This is a genomic window from Streptococcus sp. 959, assembly GCF_013277075.1.
Classification (GTDB): Bacteria; Bacillota; Bacilli; order Lactobacillales; family Streptococcaceae; genus Streptococcus; species Streptococcus pseudopneumoniae_C.
In genome coordinates, this window is record NZ_VMMF01000017.1 from 1 (window position 1) to 19,766 (window position 19,766).

15 protein-coding genes are annotated in these 19,766 nt (G+C 37.9%); all 15 read left to right on the plus strand.

The genetic code is table 11. From position 1 onward, the window contains the following. The coding region (locus HT717_RS06025) for an LPXTG cell wall anchor domain-containing protein (RefSeq protein ID WP_173304717.1) at positions 1-220 on the plus strand (220 nt) is incomplete at its 5' end. Between the two features lie 599 nt (positions 221-819). Next, a complete protein-coding gene (locus tag HT717_RS06030) occupies positions 820-1,461 on the plus strand; it encodes an acyltransferase (protein ID WP_345890444.1) in 642 nt (213 codons plus the stop codon). A gap of 30 nt (positions 1,462-1,491) precedes the next feature. Continuing rightward, positions 1,492-1,704 carry a hypothetical protein gene (locus HT717_RS10100; RefSeq protein ID WP_345890445.1) on the plus strand — a complete coding sequence of 71 codons (213 nt, stop codon included), beginning with the start codon at positions 1,492-1,494 and terminating at the stop codon, positions 1,702-1,704. A 2-nt stretch (positions 1,705-1,706) separates the two neighbouring features. Continuing rightward, positions 1,707-2,936 carry a glycosyltransferase family 8 protein gene (locus tag HT717_RS06035; protein ID WP_173304795.1) on the plus strand — a complete coding sequence of 410 codons (1,230 nt, stop codon included), beginning with the start codon at positions 1,707-1,709 and terminating at the stop codon, positions 2,934-2,936. Next, positions 2,926-3,807, plus strand: coding sequence for a glycosyltransferase family A protein (locus tag HT717_RS06040; RefSeq protein WP_173304719.1), 882 nt, complete (start codon positions 2,926-2,928; stop codon positions 3,805-3,807). Before HT717_RS06035 ends, HT717_RS06040 begins: the two co-directional genes overlap by 11 nt. A gap of 170 nt (positions 3,808-3,977) precedes the next feature. Then, positions 3,978-7,196, plus strand: a complete 3,219-nt coding sequence (locus HT717_RS06045) for an SP_1767 family glycosyltransferase (protein WP_173304721.1) — start codon at positions 3,978-3,980, stop codon at positions 7,194-7,196. 14 nt (positions 7,197-7,210) lie between these two features. Further along, positions 7,211-8,389, plus strand: coding sequence for a glycosyltransferase family 8 protein (locus HT717_RS06050; protein WP_173304723.1), 1,179 nt, complete (start codon positions 7,211-7,213; stop codon positions 8,387-8,389). A gap of 45 nt (positions 8,390-8,434) precedes the next feature. Continuing rightward, complete coding sequence (locus HT717_RS06055) at positions 8,435-9,442, plus strand: sugar transferase (protein WP_173304725.1); 1,008 nt, start codon at positions 8,435-8,437, stop codon at positions 9,440-9,442. Positions 9,443-9,723: 281 nt separating this feature from the next. Further along, entirely contained in the window at positions 9,724-10,953 is a 1,230-nt protein-coding gene (gene secY2, locus HT717_RS06060) for an accessory Sec system protein translocase subunit SecY2 (protein ID WP_173304727.1), read from the plus strand. Between the two features lie 15 nt (positions 10,954-10,968). Then, on the plus strand, positions 10,969-12,543 hold the full coding sequence (gene asp1, locus HT717_RS06065; protein WP_173304729.1) for an accessory Sec system protein Asp1: 1,575 nt from the start codon (positions 10,969-10,971) through the stop codon (positions 12,541-12,543). After that, positions 12,533-14,065, plus strand: coding sequence for an accessory Sec system protein Asp2 (gene asp2 / locus HT717_RS06070; protein ID WP_173304731.1), 1,533 nt, complete (start codon positions 12,533-12,535; stop codon positions 14,063-14,065). The genes asp1 and asp2 overlap by 11 nt, the downstream gene beginning before the upstream one ends. Next, positions 14,065-14,532: an accessory Sec system protein Asp3 gene (gene asp3, locus HT717_RS06075; protein WP_049539538.1), complete on the plus strand. Its 468-nt coding sequence runs from the start codon at positions 14,065-14,067 to the stop codon at positions 14,530-14,532. Before asp2 ends, asp3 begins: the two co-directional genes overlap by 1 nt. 1 nt (position 14,533) lies before the next feature. Continuing rightward, entirely contained in the window at positions 14,534-16,912 is a 2,379-nt protein-coding gene (gene secA2, locus HT717_RS06080) for an accessory Sec system translocase SecA2 (protein WP_173304733.1), read from the plus strand. A 12-nt stretch (positions 16,913-16,924) separates the two neighbouring features. Beyond that, complete coding sequence (gene gtfA, locus HT717_RS06085) at positions 16,925-18,436, plus strand: accessory Sec system glycosyltransferase GtfA (protein WP_049539534.1); 1,512 nt, start codon at positions 16,925-16,927, stop codon at positions 18,434-18,436. Beyond that, the gene (gene gtfB / locus HT717_RS06090; RefSeq protein ID WP_049539532.1) at positions 18,429-19,766 is read left to right on the plus strand and encodes an accessory Sec system glycosylation chaperone GtfB; all 1,338 of its coding nucleotides are present in this window, start codon (positions 18,429-18,431) and stop codon (positions 19,764-19,766) included. Before gtfA ends, gtfB begins: the two co-directional genes overlap by 8 nt.

A 19,766-nucleotide genomic window follows, 5' to 3' on the forward strand; every position in this document is an offset into this window, starting at 1 on the left:
AGAGTCAGCAAGCACATCGGCTTCTGAATCAGCATCAACAAGTGCCTCTATGATTCATTCGACTAGTCAAGCTCCTCAAACTGATACCACTAAGACACGTAAGCAACTTCCAAATACTGGAACAGAAACTTCGGCTACAAATCTACTCCTAGGAGTTGTAGCAGGTCTAACAGGATTAGGATTAGTAGCTAAACGTCGTAAGCGCGATGATGAAGAGTAAGCCTTGTTTTATAAAGTTGCTAAAAGACTAGGTAAGCTATAAGAAAACCTCCAAGGATTGTAAAATTCTTGGAGGTTTTTGTCTATAGGAAGTGAGTATTAGCTGGTTGGAGTTTTGTTGATTCGTAAGACTCGTTTAAAATCAAAAAGAGCAGAAATTTCCACTGCACAAACCTATATATTATTGGTTTTGCTAGAGACTATTTTCTTGCTTTCTTAGAATAAAGTAAGGTTTATTGATTAATGGGTAAATCTCCAAGTTTATACTTGGGCTACGATATTTCTTAAACAGGCTGTTGCTAAAAAGAGCGACCTTTGATTTTAATTGAATATAAATCAGTTGAAATTCAATATTTATTGTCAAGAGCTAGAAAAAATAAGGTTATGAGCTTTATCTTACTTTATGAAAGTACATAAAAATGGTATACTATATAGTAGATTTTTGTATCTAAAAATGGATGTATTATATAGAGATGCTTGATTTGCTATCACATGAAGGTTATAGGAGAATTAGGTTATCAACAATCAATTGCTCTAAAACAATGAGAATAATATTTTTGGTCAACAAATGCTATAAAATGAAAGAATCGAGAGTAAGGTATGGATTTTAGAAATGCAGTACAGTTAGTTGGAGATTATCATCATGTTGAAGTGTCTCCAGATGCTCATCTTGATTTGGGAGCAGATATCACAATTCGTTCGTTTGCAAGTATTGAAGTTTCAAGTGGAGCGAACTTGAAAATTGGAAACAGGGTATTTTTTAATGACCATTGTTCAATCCGCTGTACTAAAGAAATCACCATTGGCCATGATACAATGTTTGGGGATGGAGTACGAATTTTTGATTCGAATCATCAATTCAATAACTATCATGTGTTTAAAACTGCAATGAGCGGCGCTCCTGTTCGTATTGGGCGGGATTGTTGGATTGGTGCCAATACCGTTATTCTTAGAGGAGTTACTATTGGTGATAATGTCATCATAGGTGCTAATTGTCTCATCCACCAGGATATTCCTAGTAATTCAATCGTCACTCATAGTGAAACATTAACGATTAAGCCCAAGAATATTGCCAAATTTCATGCCTTTGTTTATACTTACTCAGATCAGTTGGAAGGTTTGGAGTATTTGCTAGCTAGTTTACCTGAAGTTGATTTTCATGTTGCGGCACCAACGAATGTTTCAGATTTTTTAAGAAGCTTTTCCAGATTTAGTAATTTTCAACTATATGAATATTGCTAATCGAGAGAGGTTTCAGATCGCATTTTAGAGTTGGCAGATGTCTATCTAGATATCAACAATTGGAGTGAGGTAGATAATATTGTCGAGCGCGCTTTGGCAATAGGGAAACCGATATTTGCATTTGATACAGTAGCTCATCGAACTGCTGAAGGAGTACAAGTGTTTAGCCTAGAGGATAAAGAAAATATGGTGATGGCCATTCGTCACCAACTAGAAAAAATTGACAGTGGAGAAAAGGAATGAATTTGTATCAAAAAGCGATAGCTCTTGGAGCTGATCTTCATTACCTTGATAAGGTAGAAACCGTGATAAAGTCAGTATCGGTTCATAATCATGAAGTGAAATTTTATGTGTTTAATGATGATCTACCTAGCGAATGGTTTTTATTAATGAGGAATCGTCTGAAGGTTATTGGGTCTGAGATTGTCAATGTCAAGAAAACAGATCACAATCTTCGTAATTTCCACTTGCCAAATGCAATCCTGTCCTATGCTGCTTTCTTTAGGTATTTCATAGCAGATGAAGTACAAGAAGACAGGGTTCTCTATCTAGACTCGGATACGATTGTTAATGCAAAATTAGATGACTTATTCACCTTAGATTTACAGGGCTACGCTATCGCAGCTGTTCAAGATTTTAATCACGAAGGTTGGTTAACAACTTTTAATTCAGGTGTGATGTTGATTGATGCAAAAAAATGGCGAGAAAAAAATTCAACACAAAGTCTACTAGAGTTGACAGCCCAACACCATGAACATGTCTATGGGGATCAAGGTGTTCTCAATATGTATTTTGGTGATCAGTGGCTTCATTTGGATAAAGAGTATAATTTCATGGTTGGCTTGGATCAGTTTTTACATTTAAAAGGAAATACTGACTGGTACAAATCTAACTATTATGGAAATCATGAACCAAAGATTATCCATTATACTGCAGAACACAAACCTTGGACTCACTTGAGCTTAACGCGTTTTCGTAAGCTATGGTGGTTTTATTATGGATTGAACTGGAACGACGTATTGTTAAGCTCAGACATCACCAAACGATCTTTTGGGGAGTTAGTAGGTGCTCCTTTATATCATACTTGTATTTTTACAAATAGTGCTGCAATGGAGTCCTTGGAATATCTTCTATCTGAACTTCCAGAAGTCCACTTTACGATCTTGGCGCATACAAACTTTGCTCCCTTTGTCGTTGACTTTCAATCACATCTAAATCTGTCACTTTTTCCAAATTTTAACCCTTTTAACATGAAAGAAACTTTGGATAAGATGGACTTTTACCTAGATATCAATCACGAAGGTGAGATAGTCAATATTATCGATGAAGTGCATAGACGAAATAAGCCGATTTTTGGTTTTGACAATACCAGTCATGATTCCAGTGGAAGAAGTCGCGTGTTTTCATCAGCTGAACCAGACAAGATGGTGGAAGCTATTCGAAAATTTTTAGGGGAAGAATTGAATGGAAAATGAGTTGATTAGTATCATTGTTCCCATCTATAATGTTGAGAACTACTTGAGAATGTGTTTAGATAGTATTCAAAATCAAACATATAAGAATTTTGAGTGTTTGTTGATCAACGATGGGTCTCCAGATCATTCAGCAGAGATTTGTAGAGAATATGTAGCTAAAGATTCTCGTTTTCGCTATTTTGAGAAAGAAAATGGAGGCTTATCATCAGCTCGGAACTATGGTATTGATCGTGCAGAAGGATCTTTTATCACTTTTGTAGATTCGGATGATTGGTTGGAATCTACCTGTCTAGAGATTTTATCCGAGAAAAAGAATCAATATGATGCAGATATTGTAGTATCTTGTTACTGTATCTATGATGAGGAAAAGGAAACCTATCTTTTCTTTACATACGGGGAAGAGTATGACAAAGTTTATAGTTCGAAGGAACTGTTAGAAATTCTACCTGTGTTAGAGGAAAAAACGTTAAGTTTTCAGACTTCTTGGGGGATCCTATTTAAGAAAGAGTTGTTTGAACACGTTTCTTTCCCAGTTGGAAAAATAAATGAAGATATTGCGACGAATTATAAGTGTTTTATACAGGCTGAGAAGATAGTCTATGCGCATAAAAATACCTACTGCTATCGTTTAAGGAATACAAGTATTTCTCATGAATCATTTACAGAGAAAATGATGCGCGATGATCACGATGCTCGCATTGCAAGAATTGCCTTATTAGCATTAAAAGGCTATGATATTAGTCATTACTTAACCCAACATAAACAGTATCTGAAAGCTTGGCATCGTATGGCTCTGGAAAATGGTCTTGCTGAAAGTGGAGAGACTCGTCGTATGGAAGAATTAGATTATCTTCTTTCTGAGCTGGAGTAAATGATTTCAGTTTTGACTGGTAGATTAGTATTAGTTGGGCTAAATCCACAGTAGAATACGAAAGATATATTTTTCTTGTAGTTCTGTGATATTAAGCCTGATATTAGGGAGAAGAAAAGGCTGAACTTACAGTAGGAAGTTTTAACATAAGAATAGAGAGAAGGGTTTATATGAAGGCGATTGTAGTTGCTGGGGATAAGAATTATCTCACACCGATGCTTACGACGATAAAGTCTATTTTATATCATAATCAACAGGTTAAGATTTACATTCTACATCAGAATATCCCTAGCGATTGGTTCCATGAAGTCAAGATTCAAGTGGAAAGGTTAGGGAGTCTTGTAGAGGATATTTTTATCGGTGATGTGATTGATCCTAAGTGGAAAACCCAAGCGCACATCTCCCCCATAGCTTATGCTCGATACTTAATTCCTCGACTGATTACAGAAGATAGAGTAGTCTATTTAGATAGTGATATTATTGTTAATGGAGATTTGAGTCCACTCTTTGACTTGGATTTGGGAGACTATTCTTTAGCGGCGGTAAGGGATGTTGATGGTAATGGATTTAATTCAGGGATGCTGGTCATTGATTGTCAAAAGTGGAGAGAACAGGATATCACATCTAGGCTCTTTACTAAGACAGTAGAGTATATGTCCTACCTGGAGCAGACGACTACAGAGGGCTTCAATGGGGATCAAACCATTTTCAATCTAGTCTTTCAGAATCATTGGCTAGAGTTGGACAAGCACTTTAATCTGCAAGTAGGCCATGATGTCATTGCTTTTTATAGCCATTGGGATTCACACTTTGAGTTGGATAAAGAACCTTTGATCATCCATTATACGACCTATCGAAAACCATGGTCTACTCTGATGGGCTATCGCTATCGGGACTTATGGTGGGCATTTCGGGATGTTAGTTATGAACAGATTGCTGACCATTATGCAGGACGTTTTACGATCAAGAGAGTTTATGACCTTCATAGTATCAATCTATTTACATTTACAGATTCTCAGGATTTTCTGTATATTGAAGAATTAGCCCAAGCTCTTCCTGATGTTGGATTCCATATTGGAGCCTATACAGACATGGGGCCAATTCTGATGGCTTTGGATAAATATCCTAATGTTTACTTGTATCCTAGCATGGTTGGGGTAGTGATTGATGAAATGATCGAGAAGTCAGATGCTTATCTTGATATTCATAAAGGGAGTCCAATGGAATTCATTGTCAATCGCTATACCAGCGCAGGAAGACCAGTGCTGACTTTTGATGCGACCAACAAAAACCAATTGGAAAAAACAGTAGTTTCGTCTCAGTCTCCACAGTCAATGATAGAAGTAATTAAAGAGTTAAAGAAAGATAAAATGGATATGAAGGCAATTGTACTAGGAGCCAATTATCAATATGCAGATAAGGTATTAACTACAATCAAATCAATCTGCTGTTATAATCGAGGACTTCGTTTTTATTTGATTAACAGCGATTTTCCGACAGAATGGTTTTATAATCTCAATCGTAAGTTGACCAAGTTAGACTGTGAAATCGTCAATGCCCGTGTCAATAGTTCTCATATTAGCCAATACAAGACCAATATTCACTATGCAACATTTTTGCGTTATTTTATCTCAGATTTTGTTGAGGAAGATAAGGTTTTATATCTAGACTGTGACTTGGTTGTCACAAGAGACTTAAGCCCTCTATTTGATGTCGAATTAGGAGACTATCCATTGGCGGCAGTCAAGGATCTAGGGGCTCAAGTATATTTTAATGAGCATGGTTTTAACGCAGGTGTCTTGTTAATCAATAATCGCCTTTGGAAACAAGAAGAAGTTCGTAAACAACTGATTGAAATGACTAATGAGTTACATGACAAGGTTGCTCAGGATGATCAAAGTATCTTGAATCTCTTGTTTAAAGATCGTTGGTTGGCTTTGGACTTTAAATATAACTGTATTACCTTGCACACACATTTCTCGGATTATCGACCAGAGCCTGGGACTTATCCACCGATTATTCATTATCTGACCGAGAGAAAACCATGGGGATTGTATGAACGCTCCATCTATCGAGATGTTTGGTGGTATTATAATGCCCAAGATTGGTCTGACATAGGAGAATCGACACCTTGTCTGACAAAAAATCAGGTGAGTCAATACACAGGGGTTCAACATTCAGCCCTAGTCTATACCTTCTCAAGTGACTTGAGAAGTATGGGCTACTTGATTGAAAATTTACCAGATGTCAAGTTTTATGTAGCAGCTCCCGTTATGGTGGCTGATAGTATTACAGCTCTACTAGCCTACCCAAATGTCTCTGTCTTGTCAGATATTGCTGGGCAACCAGCTTTGATTGATAGCTTGGTTGAAGGCTGTGACTTTTTACTGGATATCAATGCTGAATCCGAAGTTGATGGGATCATTGGACGTTTCCGACAAGCAGGAAAACCAGTATTTGCTTTTGAAAGTGTAGTCCATGGAGAACAAGGTCAGTTTCTTTATGACCAAGCACATCCTGAGGAGATGGTTCGAGCTATTGAAGCTTACTGTCAAAATGGAGAGTTGCCTGTAAAAAAGCTGCAATCCTACCCAAAGGTACTGGATATTCAGCAGAGTCTTGATTATATACTGGAGCACCATTCTTCTGTCATTCGTTATGGAGATGGGGAAATGGATATTATGATGGGGCATGGGATTCCTTATCAAGACTACGATGAGACATTGGCAGAACAGCTTAGAAGTATGATCCAACTAGAAAGCTCTCCAGAATTGCTGGTTTGTCTTTCTGATGTTTTTGAAGGCCTGGAACGCTATAATCCCGAAGCGGTCAACTTTTGGAAAAAGCATTTAGAGCATTATAAAGAAGCTTATCATAGATTTTGTACAGCAAGTTTCTATGGTTCAACTTTCATATCTCGCCCTTATATGGACCTCAAAGATAAGTCTGCTTCGGTAACCCACTTTGAAAAATTAAAGAAACTTTGGGATAAACGAAACATCTTGATCGTCGAAGGTGAAAACTCACGTTCAGGAGTTGGTAACGATCTTTTTGACAATGCTCAGTCAGTTGAGCGGATCATCTGTCCTTCTAGAAATGCCTACAGTAAAGTTCAGGCTATTCAAGAAGCGATTGAAACGCATGCGGATGGTAAATTAGTATTCTTGATGCTTGGTCCTACAGCCAAAGTTTTAGCGTATCACTTAAGCAAAAAAGGCATACAAGCGATTGATCTTGGTCATATTGATTCCGAATATGAGTGGTTTAAGATGGGAGCAACTTCAAAAGTGAAATTCTCACATAAGCATACCGCAGAGCATAATTTTGATCAAGAAATTCAGCTAGTTGCCGATGCGGCTTATGATGCATCTATCATCGTGAAGCTATAGTCAAGGAGTAGTGAATGAATAAAAAAGTATTTGTGTTAGCTGGAGATTACGGTTATATTCGTCAAATCGAAACTACCTTAAAATCTATTTGCTATCACAATAGTGATGTCAAGGCTTATATTTTTAATCAGGATATTCCCCAAGAGTGGTTTGTCTCCGTCCGGGAAAAAATGGCATACCGAAATAGTGAGATAGTTGATATCAAGCTGTTTGGAGGTAATATGCGAAATTGGAGTCTACCACCTGTTGGACAGCACATAAACTTTATGACCTTTGCTCGTTATTTTATACCGAGTTTTGTGTCAGAAGATATTGTTTTATATTTAGATTGTGACTTAGTAGTTACACGTGATTTGACAGATCTATTTTCTATTGATTTAACCAATAAACCTCTAGCTGCTGCAAAAATCATATATGGTTTAGAAGACAGATTTAATGCAGGAGTGTTACTGATCAATAATGCCTATTGGAAGGATAAGGGAATCCAGCAGGAGCTCATTAACATTACTGAAAGAGAACATGAACACTTACTTGAAGCTGATCAAACAGTTCTCAATCTAGTGATGGGAGAAAATTATGTATTATTAGATGATACCTATAATTTTCAGATTGGATATGATCAGTTGGCGGATAGTCGGGGACAATATTTTATTTTTGAATTGCCTTTGACCCCATTACCAGCGATTATTCATTATTTGTCTGCCGATAAACCTTGGAATACTTATTCGGTAGGTCGCCTACGTGAAGTTTGGTGGAAATATAATCAACTAGAGTGGTCTCAAATAAATAGTCAAGAAGAACTTGTCGTGAAAAAAGCTAAATATCAAGCATTGATCATTACAGGCAGTCAGCAATTAGAACAAATTGATTATCTCATTAAACATTTACCTGAGTATGATATTCATATTTTAACTTTTACGGATATGGGAGAAATTCTCAGAAGTCTAGCTAGTTATGAGAACATTAAGTTGCATCCAACTGTTATGAGGTGGATGTGCAGGAAAATGATTGAAGAATGTGATGTTTATCTGGATATCAATCATGAGTTTAAATTTCCTGATGTTTTAGAATGGGTGCAAGAAGCTAAGAAAACAATTTTAGCGTTTGATAATGTGGCCAATCCTTATCATGTAGATCAAGTATTTCCTCATGATAATCCTCAGGCTATGGTCGATTTTTTGAAGGAACTTTAAGTCTGTGAGTGATTTGTTTTAAAAATACTAAATTAGAGATTCAAAATGAAAATTAATATTACAAATATTTACGGTATGTCTGGTCAGAGTACAGCCTTGATCGCCCAGAATGAAACCGTTAAAATTGCAAAAAAGTTAGACTTTCACGAGCTTAGCTTTTACTTCTACAATATCTATAGTGATAGTCAAGGCGAGTTGAATAGCCGTTTAGATGGTGTTTTAGCTAAGCTGGGTTATGGGGATATCGTTGTTTATCAATCCCCTACATGGAATGGTAGGGAGTATGACCAGGCCTTTATCAGGAAATGTAAGATTTTAAACACGAAAATCATTACCTTTATCCATGATGTGCCACCCCTCATGTTTCCATCCAATTATTACTTAATGCCTGAGTACATTGAGATGTACAACCAATCAGATCTAGTAGTTGTTCCTTCAGAAAACATGAAAGAACGACTGATTCAGGAAGGATTGACAGTTCAAAAGATTATTATCCAAGGCATGTGGGATCATGTTCATGACTATCCTTTGAGACAGCCTGCTTTTCAGAAAAAACTATCTTTTGCGGGTAGTGTAGAACGTTTTGACCACTTATCCAACTGGGCTTACTCAACCCCACTCGATATTTTTTCCGAGTCTAATCAGGAAAATCATAATCCAAGTGTTTCCTTTAAAGGGTGGAAAACAGATCCAGAGTTACTTTTTGCTTTGTCAGAGGGGGGCTTTGGCTTAGTGTGGGGAACAAGTGAAAATCCAGCTGAAGAGGCAGATTACTATCGCTTGAATATCTCTCATAAAGTCAGCACTTATCTTGCAGCAGGAATTCCAGTAGTAGTACCATCCTATCTCTCAAATGCCAGTTTCATAAAGGAAAAAGGCTTAGGTTATGTAGTAGATAGTTTGGAAGAAGCCAGTCGTCTTGTAGAGGGAACGACAGCAGAAGCTTATCGACAAATGGTTGAAAATGTATATAAAGTGAGTTATGCCTTGAAACAAGGCTACTTTACAAAAAAACTATTGATTGATGCAGTGATGCAGGTTTTGGATGTTTAGAATAGAATCGTTAGGGATTGCCCTCATCCATTAGGATGAGGGAATGCCATTATTGGCAAAAGATTAATTTATAAATTTATACTCTTCGAAAATCAAATTCAAACCACGTCAGCGTCGCCTTACCGCAGGTATGGTTACTGACTTCGTCAGTCTTATCTACAACCTCAAAACAGTGTTTTGAGCAGCCTGCGGCTAGCTTCCTAGTTTGCTCTTTGATTTTCATTGAGTATTAGCTATGTTCATCAGAATATCTCATCAATCGAATAAGGTAGGAGAAAAATTTGAAGAAAAAATTAACATCAGTTGTCGTGAAACGGGTTATGTGGACGATTTCTTTCTTGTTCATTTACGTTCTAGGAAGTAGATTGACCCTTCCCTTTGTAAACGTTAATGACACGAGTTTTTTGGGTGGAACTGCAGCTTTCTTAGCCTTTTCTACGTCTATAACAGGTGGAAATCTTCGGAGTCTTTCCCTATTTTCAGTTGGACTGTCTCCATGGATGTCGGCGATGATTTTATGGCAAATGTTTAGCATGTCTAAAAAACTTGGTCTGGGTAGTTTACCACTTGAAGTTCAAGATCGACGAAAAATGATATTAACGTTTGTCATTGCTTTAATCCAAGCACTAGCCATTACTCTAAATCTCCCCATTCAGTCAGGGGTGAATTATGGGCTAGTCTTGACCATGAATGTTCTACTCTTGATTGCGGGCACCTTTTTCTTAGTCTGGTTATCGGATTTGAATTCTTTGTTTGGTGTCGGAGGGGCTCTAGTTATCTTGATGTCAAGTATGGTGTCAAGTATGCCACAAAACATCTTAAAAAGCATCAAGGAGTTAGAAGTTGGCCCCTTATTGATTGTGGCTCTTTTGATGCTCTCAATGGTATTTTTAGCGATTGCAGTTAGAGTTCAGAGAGCTCGTTATCGAATTCTGGTAAATAAGATTATGATCCACAATCGCTTTAAACGTTATTCTTATTTGGATATTTTGCTGAATCCAGCTGGAGGGATGCCCTTTATGTATGCCATGTCCTTGGTATCCATCCCACAATATAGCTTGTTGCTTCTTCAGATGGTTTTGCCGAAAGAATCGTGGATTGGAGAGTGGATTAGCCGCTTTGCAATTGGTCAGCCAATTTGGGTCTTCACTTATATTGTTGTTTTATTTATATTAGGAATTGCGTTTGCATTTGTAAATATGAATAGTGAAGAAATTGCTGAGAGAATGAAAAAATCTGGAGAATATATTTATAATATCTATCCTGGAGAAGATACTAGTCGTTATCTCGGAAAATTGATATTTCGTTTTGCAATCATTGGGTCTATCTATATCGTATTTATGGCTGGATTTCCAATGTTGATTGTCTTATATGATCCGCGCTATATGCAACTAAGTATGCTTTCAGGTTTATTTTTGATTTTTAATGGAATGGTGTTTAATATCAAGGAAGAAATCGATGCCTTGACATTAAACGAGAATTATCGACCACTCTTAGAAATCGATTCATAATTGTGAGGAGAAGCTATGTATTATTTCATTCCTTTTTTGGAGCGCAACAATCCATCTTGGCAAGCCAATATTGTGCCTTGGTATAGGACTCCTTATCGCCTAGAATTTGATGATATCTTACACCAAATTCGGATTTTTAAACGCCAAGAATTAGAATCTAAGATGCTATGGTTGACTTATCATCCTCATCTACGCTACTTGTTACACAGACAAGATTTGTTGGAGTCGGATGTTTTCTCCGTTTTTGATGCTATTCAAAACATTGAAAATGAGGAGATGCATCCCTTACAGTTAAAAGACTTGACATGGGATGAAGATTGTGACTTTATCTATACTCCTTTTGTAGTTGTAGTTAAGCAACAAGGGGAACTCTATGCTCATATTGAATATGGTTCAGAAGGTTTTATCAGCTATATCACTTACTTTAAGGATAACCAAGTTGATTTTATTTGCTATTTTGATGATCGTGGCTTTTTATCAAGTCTTGTAGAGTATAGGGATCAAAGACCAGCTACTCGTTATTATTACAATGCAAAAGGACAGTGGCAACTGAGGGAAAATTTGCAGGGAGAAGAACCAATTGTGAAGGTAAACCCAGCAGTAGGCTATCGTTTTGAAAAATTAGCTTATGAGAGTATAGATGAAGTTATTTGGGAATTCTTAACAAAATTTTTAAATCAAGACTATCAAGTTGGAGATTCATTTGTTTTGGCAGCTAATACCAAGTTTCAAGATCAATTGTTAGAAAGATTACCAGAAGAAGCTCCCAAAATTTTAAGTTTCTTTATTGAAAGAAATCAAGCAGATGATTTACAAGCTCATCGTCAGCTAGTGGAAAAGTCTAAATTTTTGATTAGTGATCGGAAAGATTTTCTTGAGCGATTACAAGAGACCTATTCCCAATTTGCTTCTAAAATGCATCATTTACCGTCATTTGATACGCGCTTAAAATTAGGGATTAGCCAACGATTAAAAGAATCAAAAATTTATGTCCAATTAGATATACAGATGCAACAAGATCCAGAAGTCCTGTATGAAATCATGCATTTCGTTTCGAAAAATCCCTTGACAGAGGTTGTTTTTTCAGTATTCAATGCAGAAGGTTATCAAATTGAAGCTTTACAGGAGCAACTCGATTCGCTCATTCTTGAACGTCTTAACCCAAGAGATCTGTTAAAGGATTCTGTGGTATCTGATGCAGAAAATACATTAGAAGAAAATACCAAGGATGATTACCGCTTTAAGATTATCAATCTAAATGATGAGATGGGCTTAATTCGTGAGTTAGAGTATACTCGTTTAATTGTTGATTTGAATCCAGTCGCTAATATTTACACACAGATTGCAGGGATTAGTGCAGGAATTCCTCAAATCAATCTACAAGAATCAGAATATGTGACTCACTTACAAAATGGGTATATTCTATCGGATTTATCAGAGTTTAGTAAGGCTGGGCACTACTTTTTAGATACCCTGAAACATTGGAATCAAGCCTTAATTTACTCAATTGATAAGATTCGACAAAATACAGGTGATCAATTTGTAGACAAGTGGGAAAAATGGTTAGAGGAGGCAAAAAGTGAGCAATAAATTACAGATTTTGCAGATAGGTAGCAGAAACTGGAGCCATGACTATGAGCTTCCTGAAAATATGGAGTGGCACTTCTTTTGGCCAAGATCAACGACTGCCATAAAGAAGGTCATGAAAATGGAAGGCTTAAGAACTTTTTCAGCTGTTTTGATTGAAAATCCTGAGCATTTATCGGATTTGATTCCGTTGATGAGAAAGATCACTCCTTATACGATTTTCTACCCTGATACAGCTGAACCTCAATCGAAAGATGTTCAAGATTTTTTGAAAAAAACTTGTGCTCAAGCAACAGATTTTTCAAATCCAGCAGAACTTTTGAGACTCCTATCTAAAGCCCTGTTTAGAGGGCAGTATGGAGATAAGTTAGTTCCAATTGATATGATCGTCAATCCTGCTTTTACGGGAAAGGTTCGATATAACGGTTATGAAAATCTAGAACTCCTAGGAAAGTACGGCGACGACTTCCGCCCCTTAATCAGCTGGAAGTATAATATCCGAGCTAGCGAATTTAACCCAGTTGAACTCTGGCTCGAATATGAGAAAGATTGGACTTGTGACATTCGCCTGATCGTTCGAAATATTCAAGATGGGTCTACTGCTAATTTTGTAAAAGAGCGAGTTTTCACAGTTGAAGATATGCAGTCAGCCTTGGTACTGGATGATGATTTTTCTTCATTTATCAGTGTTTCTTTAGAAGCTAGAGGAGCAGGACATCTGAAAATAGGAGCTCTTCACCAGCGTTTAACGCGCTACCAATTTGGTAAATATGTTCTTGGTGGAGGCATTATCCATAACGAAAAGCGTGAGGAAATCAATTACTTTTTCTATCCAGGAGACTTTAAACCTCCATTGAATATCTACTTCTCTGGTTATCGCCGAGCTGAAGGATTTGAGGGTTTTGGAATGATAAGATCCTTTGGAGCGCCTTTCCTTCTCTTTCAAGATCCTCGAATTGATGGAGGAGCTTTTTACTTGGGTGATGACTATCTTGAGAATGGTGTTCGAAATGTCATTCGAGAACATCTGGATTTGTTAGGATTCTCAAATAAGGAACTTATCCTTTCGGGTATATCCATGGGGACCTATGGTGCTATGTATTACAGCTCTTTCTTTGAACCTAAAGCTGTGATTGTTTCAAAACCCTTGACCAATTTGGGCTTGATAGCAGAGAGAGGCAGACTTGAGGCACCTGGACTTTTCCCAACCGCCTTTGATATCTTACGCCATCATTCTAAGGGAGATGCTAGCTTAGATGCTATGAGAGCCTTAGATGACCGTTTTTGGACCCCTTTTAAACAGGCAGATTTTAGTCAAACAATCTTTGGCCTCTCTTATATGAAAGAGGAAGACTATGATCCACGTGCCTATGATGACTTAGTAGCTGCCCTTTATCATACGGGAGCTCGTATTATGGTCAAGGGGACCTCGGGTCGACATAACGATGATAATGACACAACTATAACTTGGTTCAAGAATTTTTATAAGATGATTTTGGAGCAGGATTTTGGGAGAAAGTTTTAATGATGATTAAACGGAATAAAGAAATATATTGGGGAGAATTTAAGGGAGCCAGTTTAGGTGATATGAGGCAAAATACATTTTTATATGGTTCTATTGTCCTCTATCATTCAAGAGACCATGTTTATCTGGAAAATGCTATGGTGAATTCTGGTACGATGATTCATGAGTGGACTTCAAGTTTTAACTTTCAGGGAAATCGCTTAACCCCAACCTTACCTCTTTTAAAAAGGGGATATCGTTATCGTTTGTCTAGTCGGATGACTGTGCAACCTCAAAATGGTTTATACTTTAGGCTCATCTTTATGGATCGTTATGATAAGCAGGTTGGTCAAGTGATTGAAAAAGACTTGGATTTCATCTTTACTTATCCAGAAGAAGCCTATCATTACAGAGTACAGCTGTTGAGTGCAGGCTTTCAATCGGTTGACTTTCATTCATTTTCAATAGAAGAGGACGATTCTGAGTAAGATGTGGAACAAGAATAGACAATTGAGCAAGGTGAACAAAATCTTGCATCAAATCAATCTAAAAAAAGAAGAGATGGCCTCGCTAACAGATGATGAATTAGCAGGTAAAACTCAAGAATTTAAAGATAGAATTGCTGCTGGAGAAAGCTTAGACGATCTTTTAGTGGAAGCTTTTGCAGTTGTACGTGAAGCAGATAAGCGGATCCTAGGAATGTTTCCCTATGATGTACAGGTCATGGGTGGGATTGTCATCCACCAAGGGAATGTTGCGGAGATGAATACAGGTGAAGGTAAAACCTTGACCGCTACGATGCCAGTTTATCTCAATGCCTTATCGGGAAAAGGTGTTATGCTGGTGACGACTAACGACTATCTTGCCAAGCGTGATGCAGAGGAGATGGGGCAAGTATATGAGTTCTTAGGCTTGACGATTCGCATTTCCTTTTCTGAAGACGATGATGAAGAGTTAACGCCTGAAGATAAGCGGGAAATTTATAGTGCAGATATTGTTTATACTACCAACAGTGGTTTTGGTTTTGACTATTTGATTGATAATCTAGCCTCTAGTGACGATAAAAAGTACATGCCAGAATTTAACTTTGTCATCGTAGATGAGGTAGATTCAGTTTTGCTGGATAGTGCTCAAACTCCCTTGGTCATTTCAGGTTCACCTAGGGTACAGTCCAATTTTTATGGAATTATTGACACCTTGATGACAACTCTAGTTGAGGGGCGAGATTATATCTTTAAGGAAGAAAAAAAAGAAGTCTGGCTTACCACTAAGGGAGCTAAAACTGCGGAGAGCTTTTTAGGTATTGACAACCTCTATTCAAAAGAGCATAGTATACTAGCAAGACACTTGACCTTTGCTCTACGAGCTCATACCTTATTTAAAAGGGATAAAGACTACATCATCCGTAAGGGTGAGAAGGACGAAGAACTCGTATTGGTAGATCAAAGTACAGGTCGTTTATTAGAAATGACCAAATTACAAGGTGGTTTACACCAAGCCATTGAGGCAAAAGAGCATGTTCCTTTATCTGAAGAAACACGGGCGATGGCCTCAATTACCTATCAAAGCTTATTCAAGAAGTTTAAAAAAATCTCTGGAATGACTGGGACAGGAAAGGTTGCAGAGAAAGAGTTTTTAGAAACTTATGGGATGTCAGTGATTCAAATTCCTACTAATCGTAAGAAACAGCGAATTGATTATCCAGACAATCTCTATGTTACCCTACCTGAGAAAGTGTATGCATCGCTTGCTGAGATTAAATATTATCATGAAAAGGGTAATCCTTTATTGATTTTTGTTGGATCGGTAGAAATGTCGGAACTCTACTCCTCTCTATTATTACGAGAAGGAATTGCTCATAACGTTTTAAATGCCCATAATGCAGCGCGTGAAGCCCAGATGATTGCAGAGTCAGGTCGTATGGGAGCTGTGACAGTTGCGACTTCTATGGCTGGACGTGGGACTGATATTAAGCTTGGTCCAGGAGTTGCTGAACTGGGTGGTCTAGTTGTCATTGGTACAGAACGGATGGATAGTAAACGTATTGACTTACAGATTAGAGGACGTTCTGGTCGACAGGGAGATCCTGGCTTGTCGAAATTTTTTGTCTCACTGGAAGATGATGTGATCAAGAAGTATGGACCTTCTTGGGTCCATAAGATGTATAAGGACTATACCGTAAATAAACAGATAAGCCCAGAACTTTTAGAAGGAAGACGCTATCGAAAATTAGTAGAAAAAGCTCAGAAGGCAAGCGATAGCGCTGCTAGATCATCAAGAAGGCAAACCTTAGAGTATGCTGAGAGTATGAATATCCAAAGAGAGATGGTCTATAGTCAAAGAAATCGCTTGATTGATGGGACCGAGGATCTTGATGGTTTTGCTGTAGATGTTCTGGATGAGTTCATAAGAAAAAGCTTGGCAGAAGAACCCTTTGAAAGTAGAGAAGAGCTGTATCATTTTATCGTTAAAAATATCAGTTTTCTTTACCATGCAGTTCCGCAAGAATTAGATCTGACGGATAAGGATGCAATCAAGCTAGTTCTGGAGACAACCGTTCAAAAGAGTCTACAAGAGAAACGAACGCTTCTGGAAACTCATGACTTCTTTTCAGATTTTCAGCGTTTAGCATTGCTAAAAGCAATAGATGATAACTGGGTAGAGCAGGTGGACTACCTTCAACAACTGAGTCTAGCGATTGGTGGGCAGTCAGCTGCTCAAAAGAATCCTATTGTCGAGTATTACCAAGAAGCCTATCATGGATTCGAAGAAATGAAAAGGCAAGTCAAGAAGGATATGGTTCGAAATCTTTTATTGAGTCGAGTAGACATTTCACCTGATGGGGAAATTATGGCTTATTTTCCATAAAAAGGGGACAATATGACAATTTACAATATAAATTTAGGACTTGGATGGGCTAGTAGCGGTGTTGAATACGCCCAAGCCTATCGTGCTGGTGTTTTTCGGAAATTAAATCTGTCCTCTAAGTTTATCTTTACAGATATGATTTTAGCCGATAATATTCAGCACTTAACAGCCAATATTGGTTTTGATGATGATCAAGTGATCTGGCTTTACAACCACTTTACAGATATCAAGATTGCACCTACTAGCGTGATAGTGGATGATGTCTTGGCTTACTTTGGTGGCATTGAAAGTCGTAGAGAAAAGAATGGCAAGGTTTTACGTGTCTTCTTTTCTGATCAAGATAAGTTTGTAACCTGTTATTTAGTTGATGAGGACAAGGACTTGGTTCAACATGCCGAGTATGTTTTTAAAGGAAAACTGATTCGCAAGGATTACTTTTCTTATACGCGTTATTGTAGCGAGTATTTTGCTCCCAAGGACAATGTTGCAGTCCTATACCAAAGAACTTTCTATAATGAAGACGGGACTCCAGCCTATGATATCTTGATGAATCAAGGGAAGGAAGAAGTTTACCGTTTCAAGGATAAGATTTTCTATGGGAAGCAAGCCTTTATGCGTGCTTTTATGAAATCTTTGAATTTGAACAAGTCTGATTTGGTCATTCTTGATAGAGAGACAGGCATTGGACAGGTTGTGTTTGAGGAAGCACAAGTGGCGTATTTAGCGGTAGTTGTTCACGCGGAGCATTATAGTGAAAATGCTACAAACGAGGACTATATCCTTTGGAACAACTATTACGACTACCAGTTTACCAATGCAGATAAGGTTGACTTCTTTATCGTATCAACTGATAAGCAGAGAGAAGTTCTGCAAGAGCAATTTGCCAAATATACTCAGCATCGTCCAAAGATTGTTACTATTCCTGTAGGAAGTATTGATGAATTAACTGAGTCAAGTCAGGGACGTAAGTCCTTTTCATTGATTACGGCTTCACGTCTTGCTAAAGAAAAACACATTGACTGGTTGGTCAAGGCAGTCATTGAGGCTCGTAAGGAAATACCTGAACTAACCTTTGATATTTATGGTAGTGGTGGAGAAGATTCTCTGCTCAGAGAAATTATTGCAACTCATCAGGCTGAGAATTATATCCAACTCAAGGGCCATGCGGAACTTTCGCAGATTTATAGCCAGTATGAGGTCTACTTGACTGCTTCAACCAGCGAAGGATTTGGTTTGACCTTGATGGAAGCTATTGGCTCAGGTCTACCTCTAATTGGTTTTGATGTGCCTTATGGTAATCAGACCTTTATAGAAGATGGGCAAAATGGTTATTTGATTCCAAGTTCATCGGACCATGTAGAAGACCAAATCAAGCAAGCTTACGCAACTAAGATTTGCCAACTGTATCAAGAAAATCGTTTGGAAGCTATGCGTGCCCATTCTTACCAAATTGCAGAAGGCTTCTTAACCAAAGAAATTTTAGAAAAGTGGAAGAAAACAGTAGAGGAGGTGCTCCATGATTGAACTTTATGATCGTTATAGTCAGGAAAGTCGAGATTTACATGAAAGTCTAGTTGCTACTGGTCTTTCTCAACTTGGAGTAGTCATCGATGCAGATGGTTTTCTACCTGATGGTCTGGTATCTCCTTTTACTTATTATCTAGGATATGAAAAGGGAAAACCTCTCTATTTTAACCAAGTTCCTGTTCCAGCTTTTTGGGAAATTTCAGGAAATAATCAGTCTGCTCGTATTGAAGATATGACACAGGAGAGAGCTCTTATTCATTATGCTGATGGAATGCAGGCTCGCTTGGTTAAACAGGTAGATTGGAAAGACTTGGAAGGTCGAGTACGTCAGGTTGACCATTATAATCGCTTCGGAGCCTGCTTTGCTACAACGACCTATAGTGCTGATAGTGAGGAGATTATGACGGTTTACCAAGATGTCAATGGTCAGGAAGTCTTGCTGGAGAACCATGTGACGGGTGATATCTTATTGACTTTGCCTGGTCAACCCATGCGTTACTTTGCCAACAAGGTTGAATTTATCACCTTCTTTTTGCAAGATTTGGAAATAGATACCAGTCAGCTTATCTTTAATACCTTAGCGACTCCTTTCTTGGTTTCTTTCCATCATCCAGATAAGTCTGGATCAGATGTTTTGGTTTGGCAGGAACCTCTCTATGATAGCATTCCAGGCAATATGCAGTTGATTTTGGAAAATGATGATGTGCGTACTAAGAAGATCATCATTCCCAACAAGGCGACTTATGAACGTGCTTTAGAGTTGACTGATGAGAAATACCATGATCAGTTTGTGCACTTGGGTTACCATTACCAGTTTAAACGCGATAATTTCCTTCGAAGAGATGCCTTAATCTTGACCAATTCCGATCAGATTGAGCAAGTAGAAGCAATCGTAGAAGCCTTGCCTGATGTTACTTTCCGTATTGCAGCGGTGACAGAAATGTCTTCTAAGCTCTTAGATATGCTTCGCTATCCTAATGTGGTCCTTTACCAGAATGCTAGTCCGCAGAAGATTCAGGAGCTCTATCAATTGTCGGATATTTACTTGGATATAAACCACAGTAATGAGTTGTTGCAGGCGGTGCGTCAGGCCTTTGATCACAATCTCTTGATTCTTGGATTTAATCAGACAGTGCACAATAGACTTTATATCGCTCCTGATCATCTATTTGAAAGTAGTGAAGTTTCTGCTTTGGTTGAGACCATTAAACTGGCTCTTTCAGATGTTGATCAAATGCGTCAGGCACTTGGAAAGCAAGGCCAACATGCAAATTATGTTGACTTGGTGCGATATCAGGAAACCATGCAAACTGTTTTAGGAGGCTAA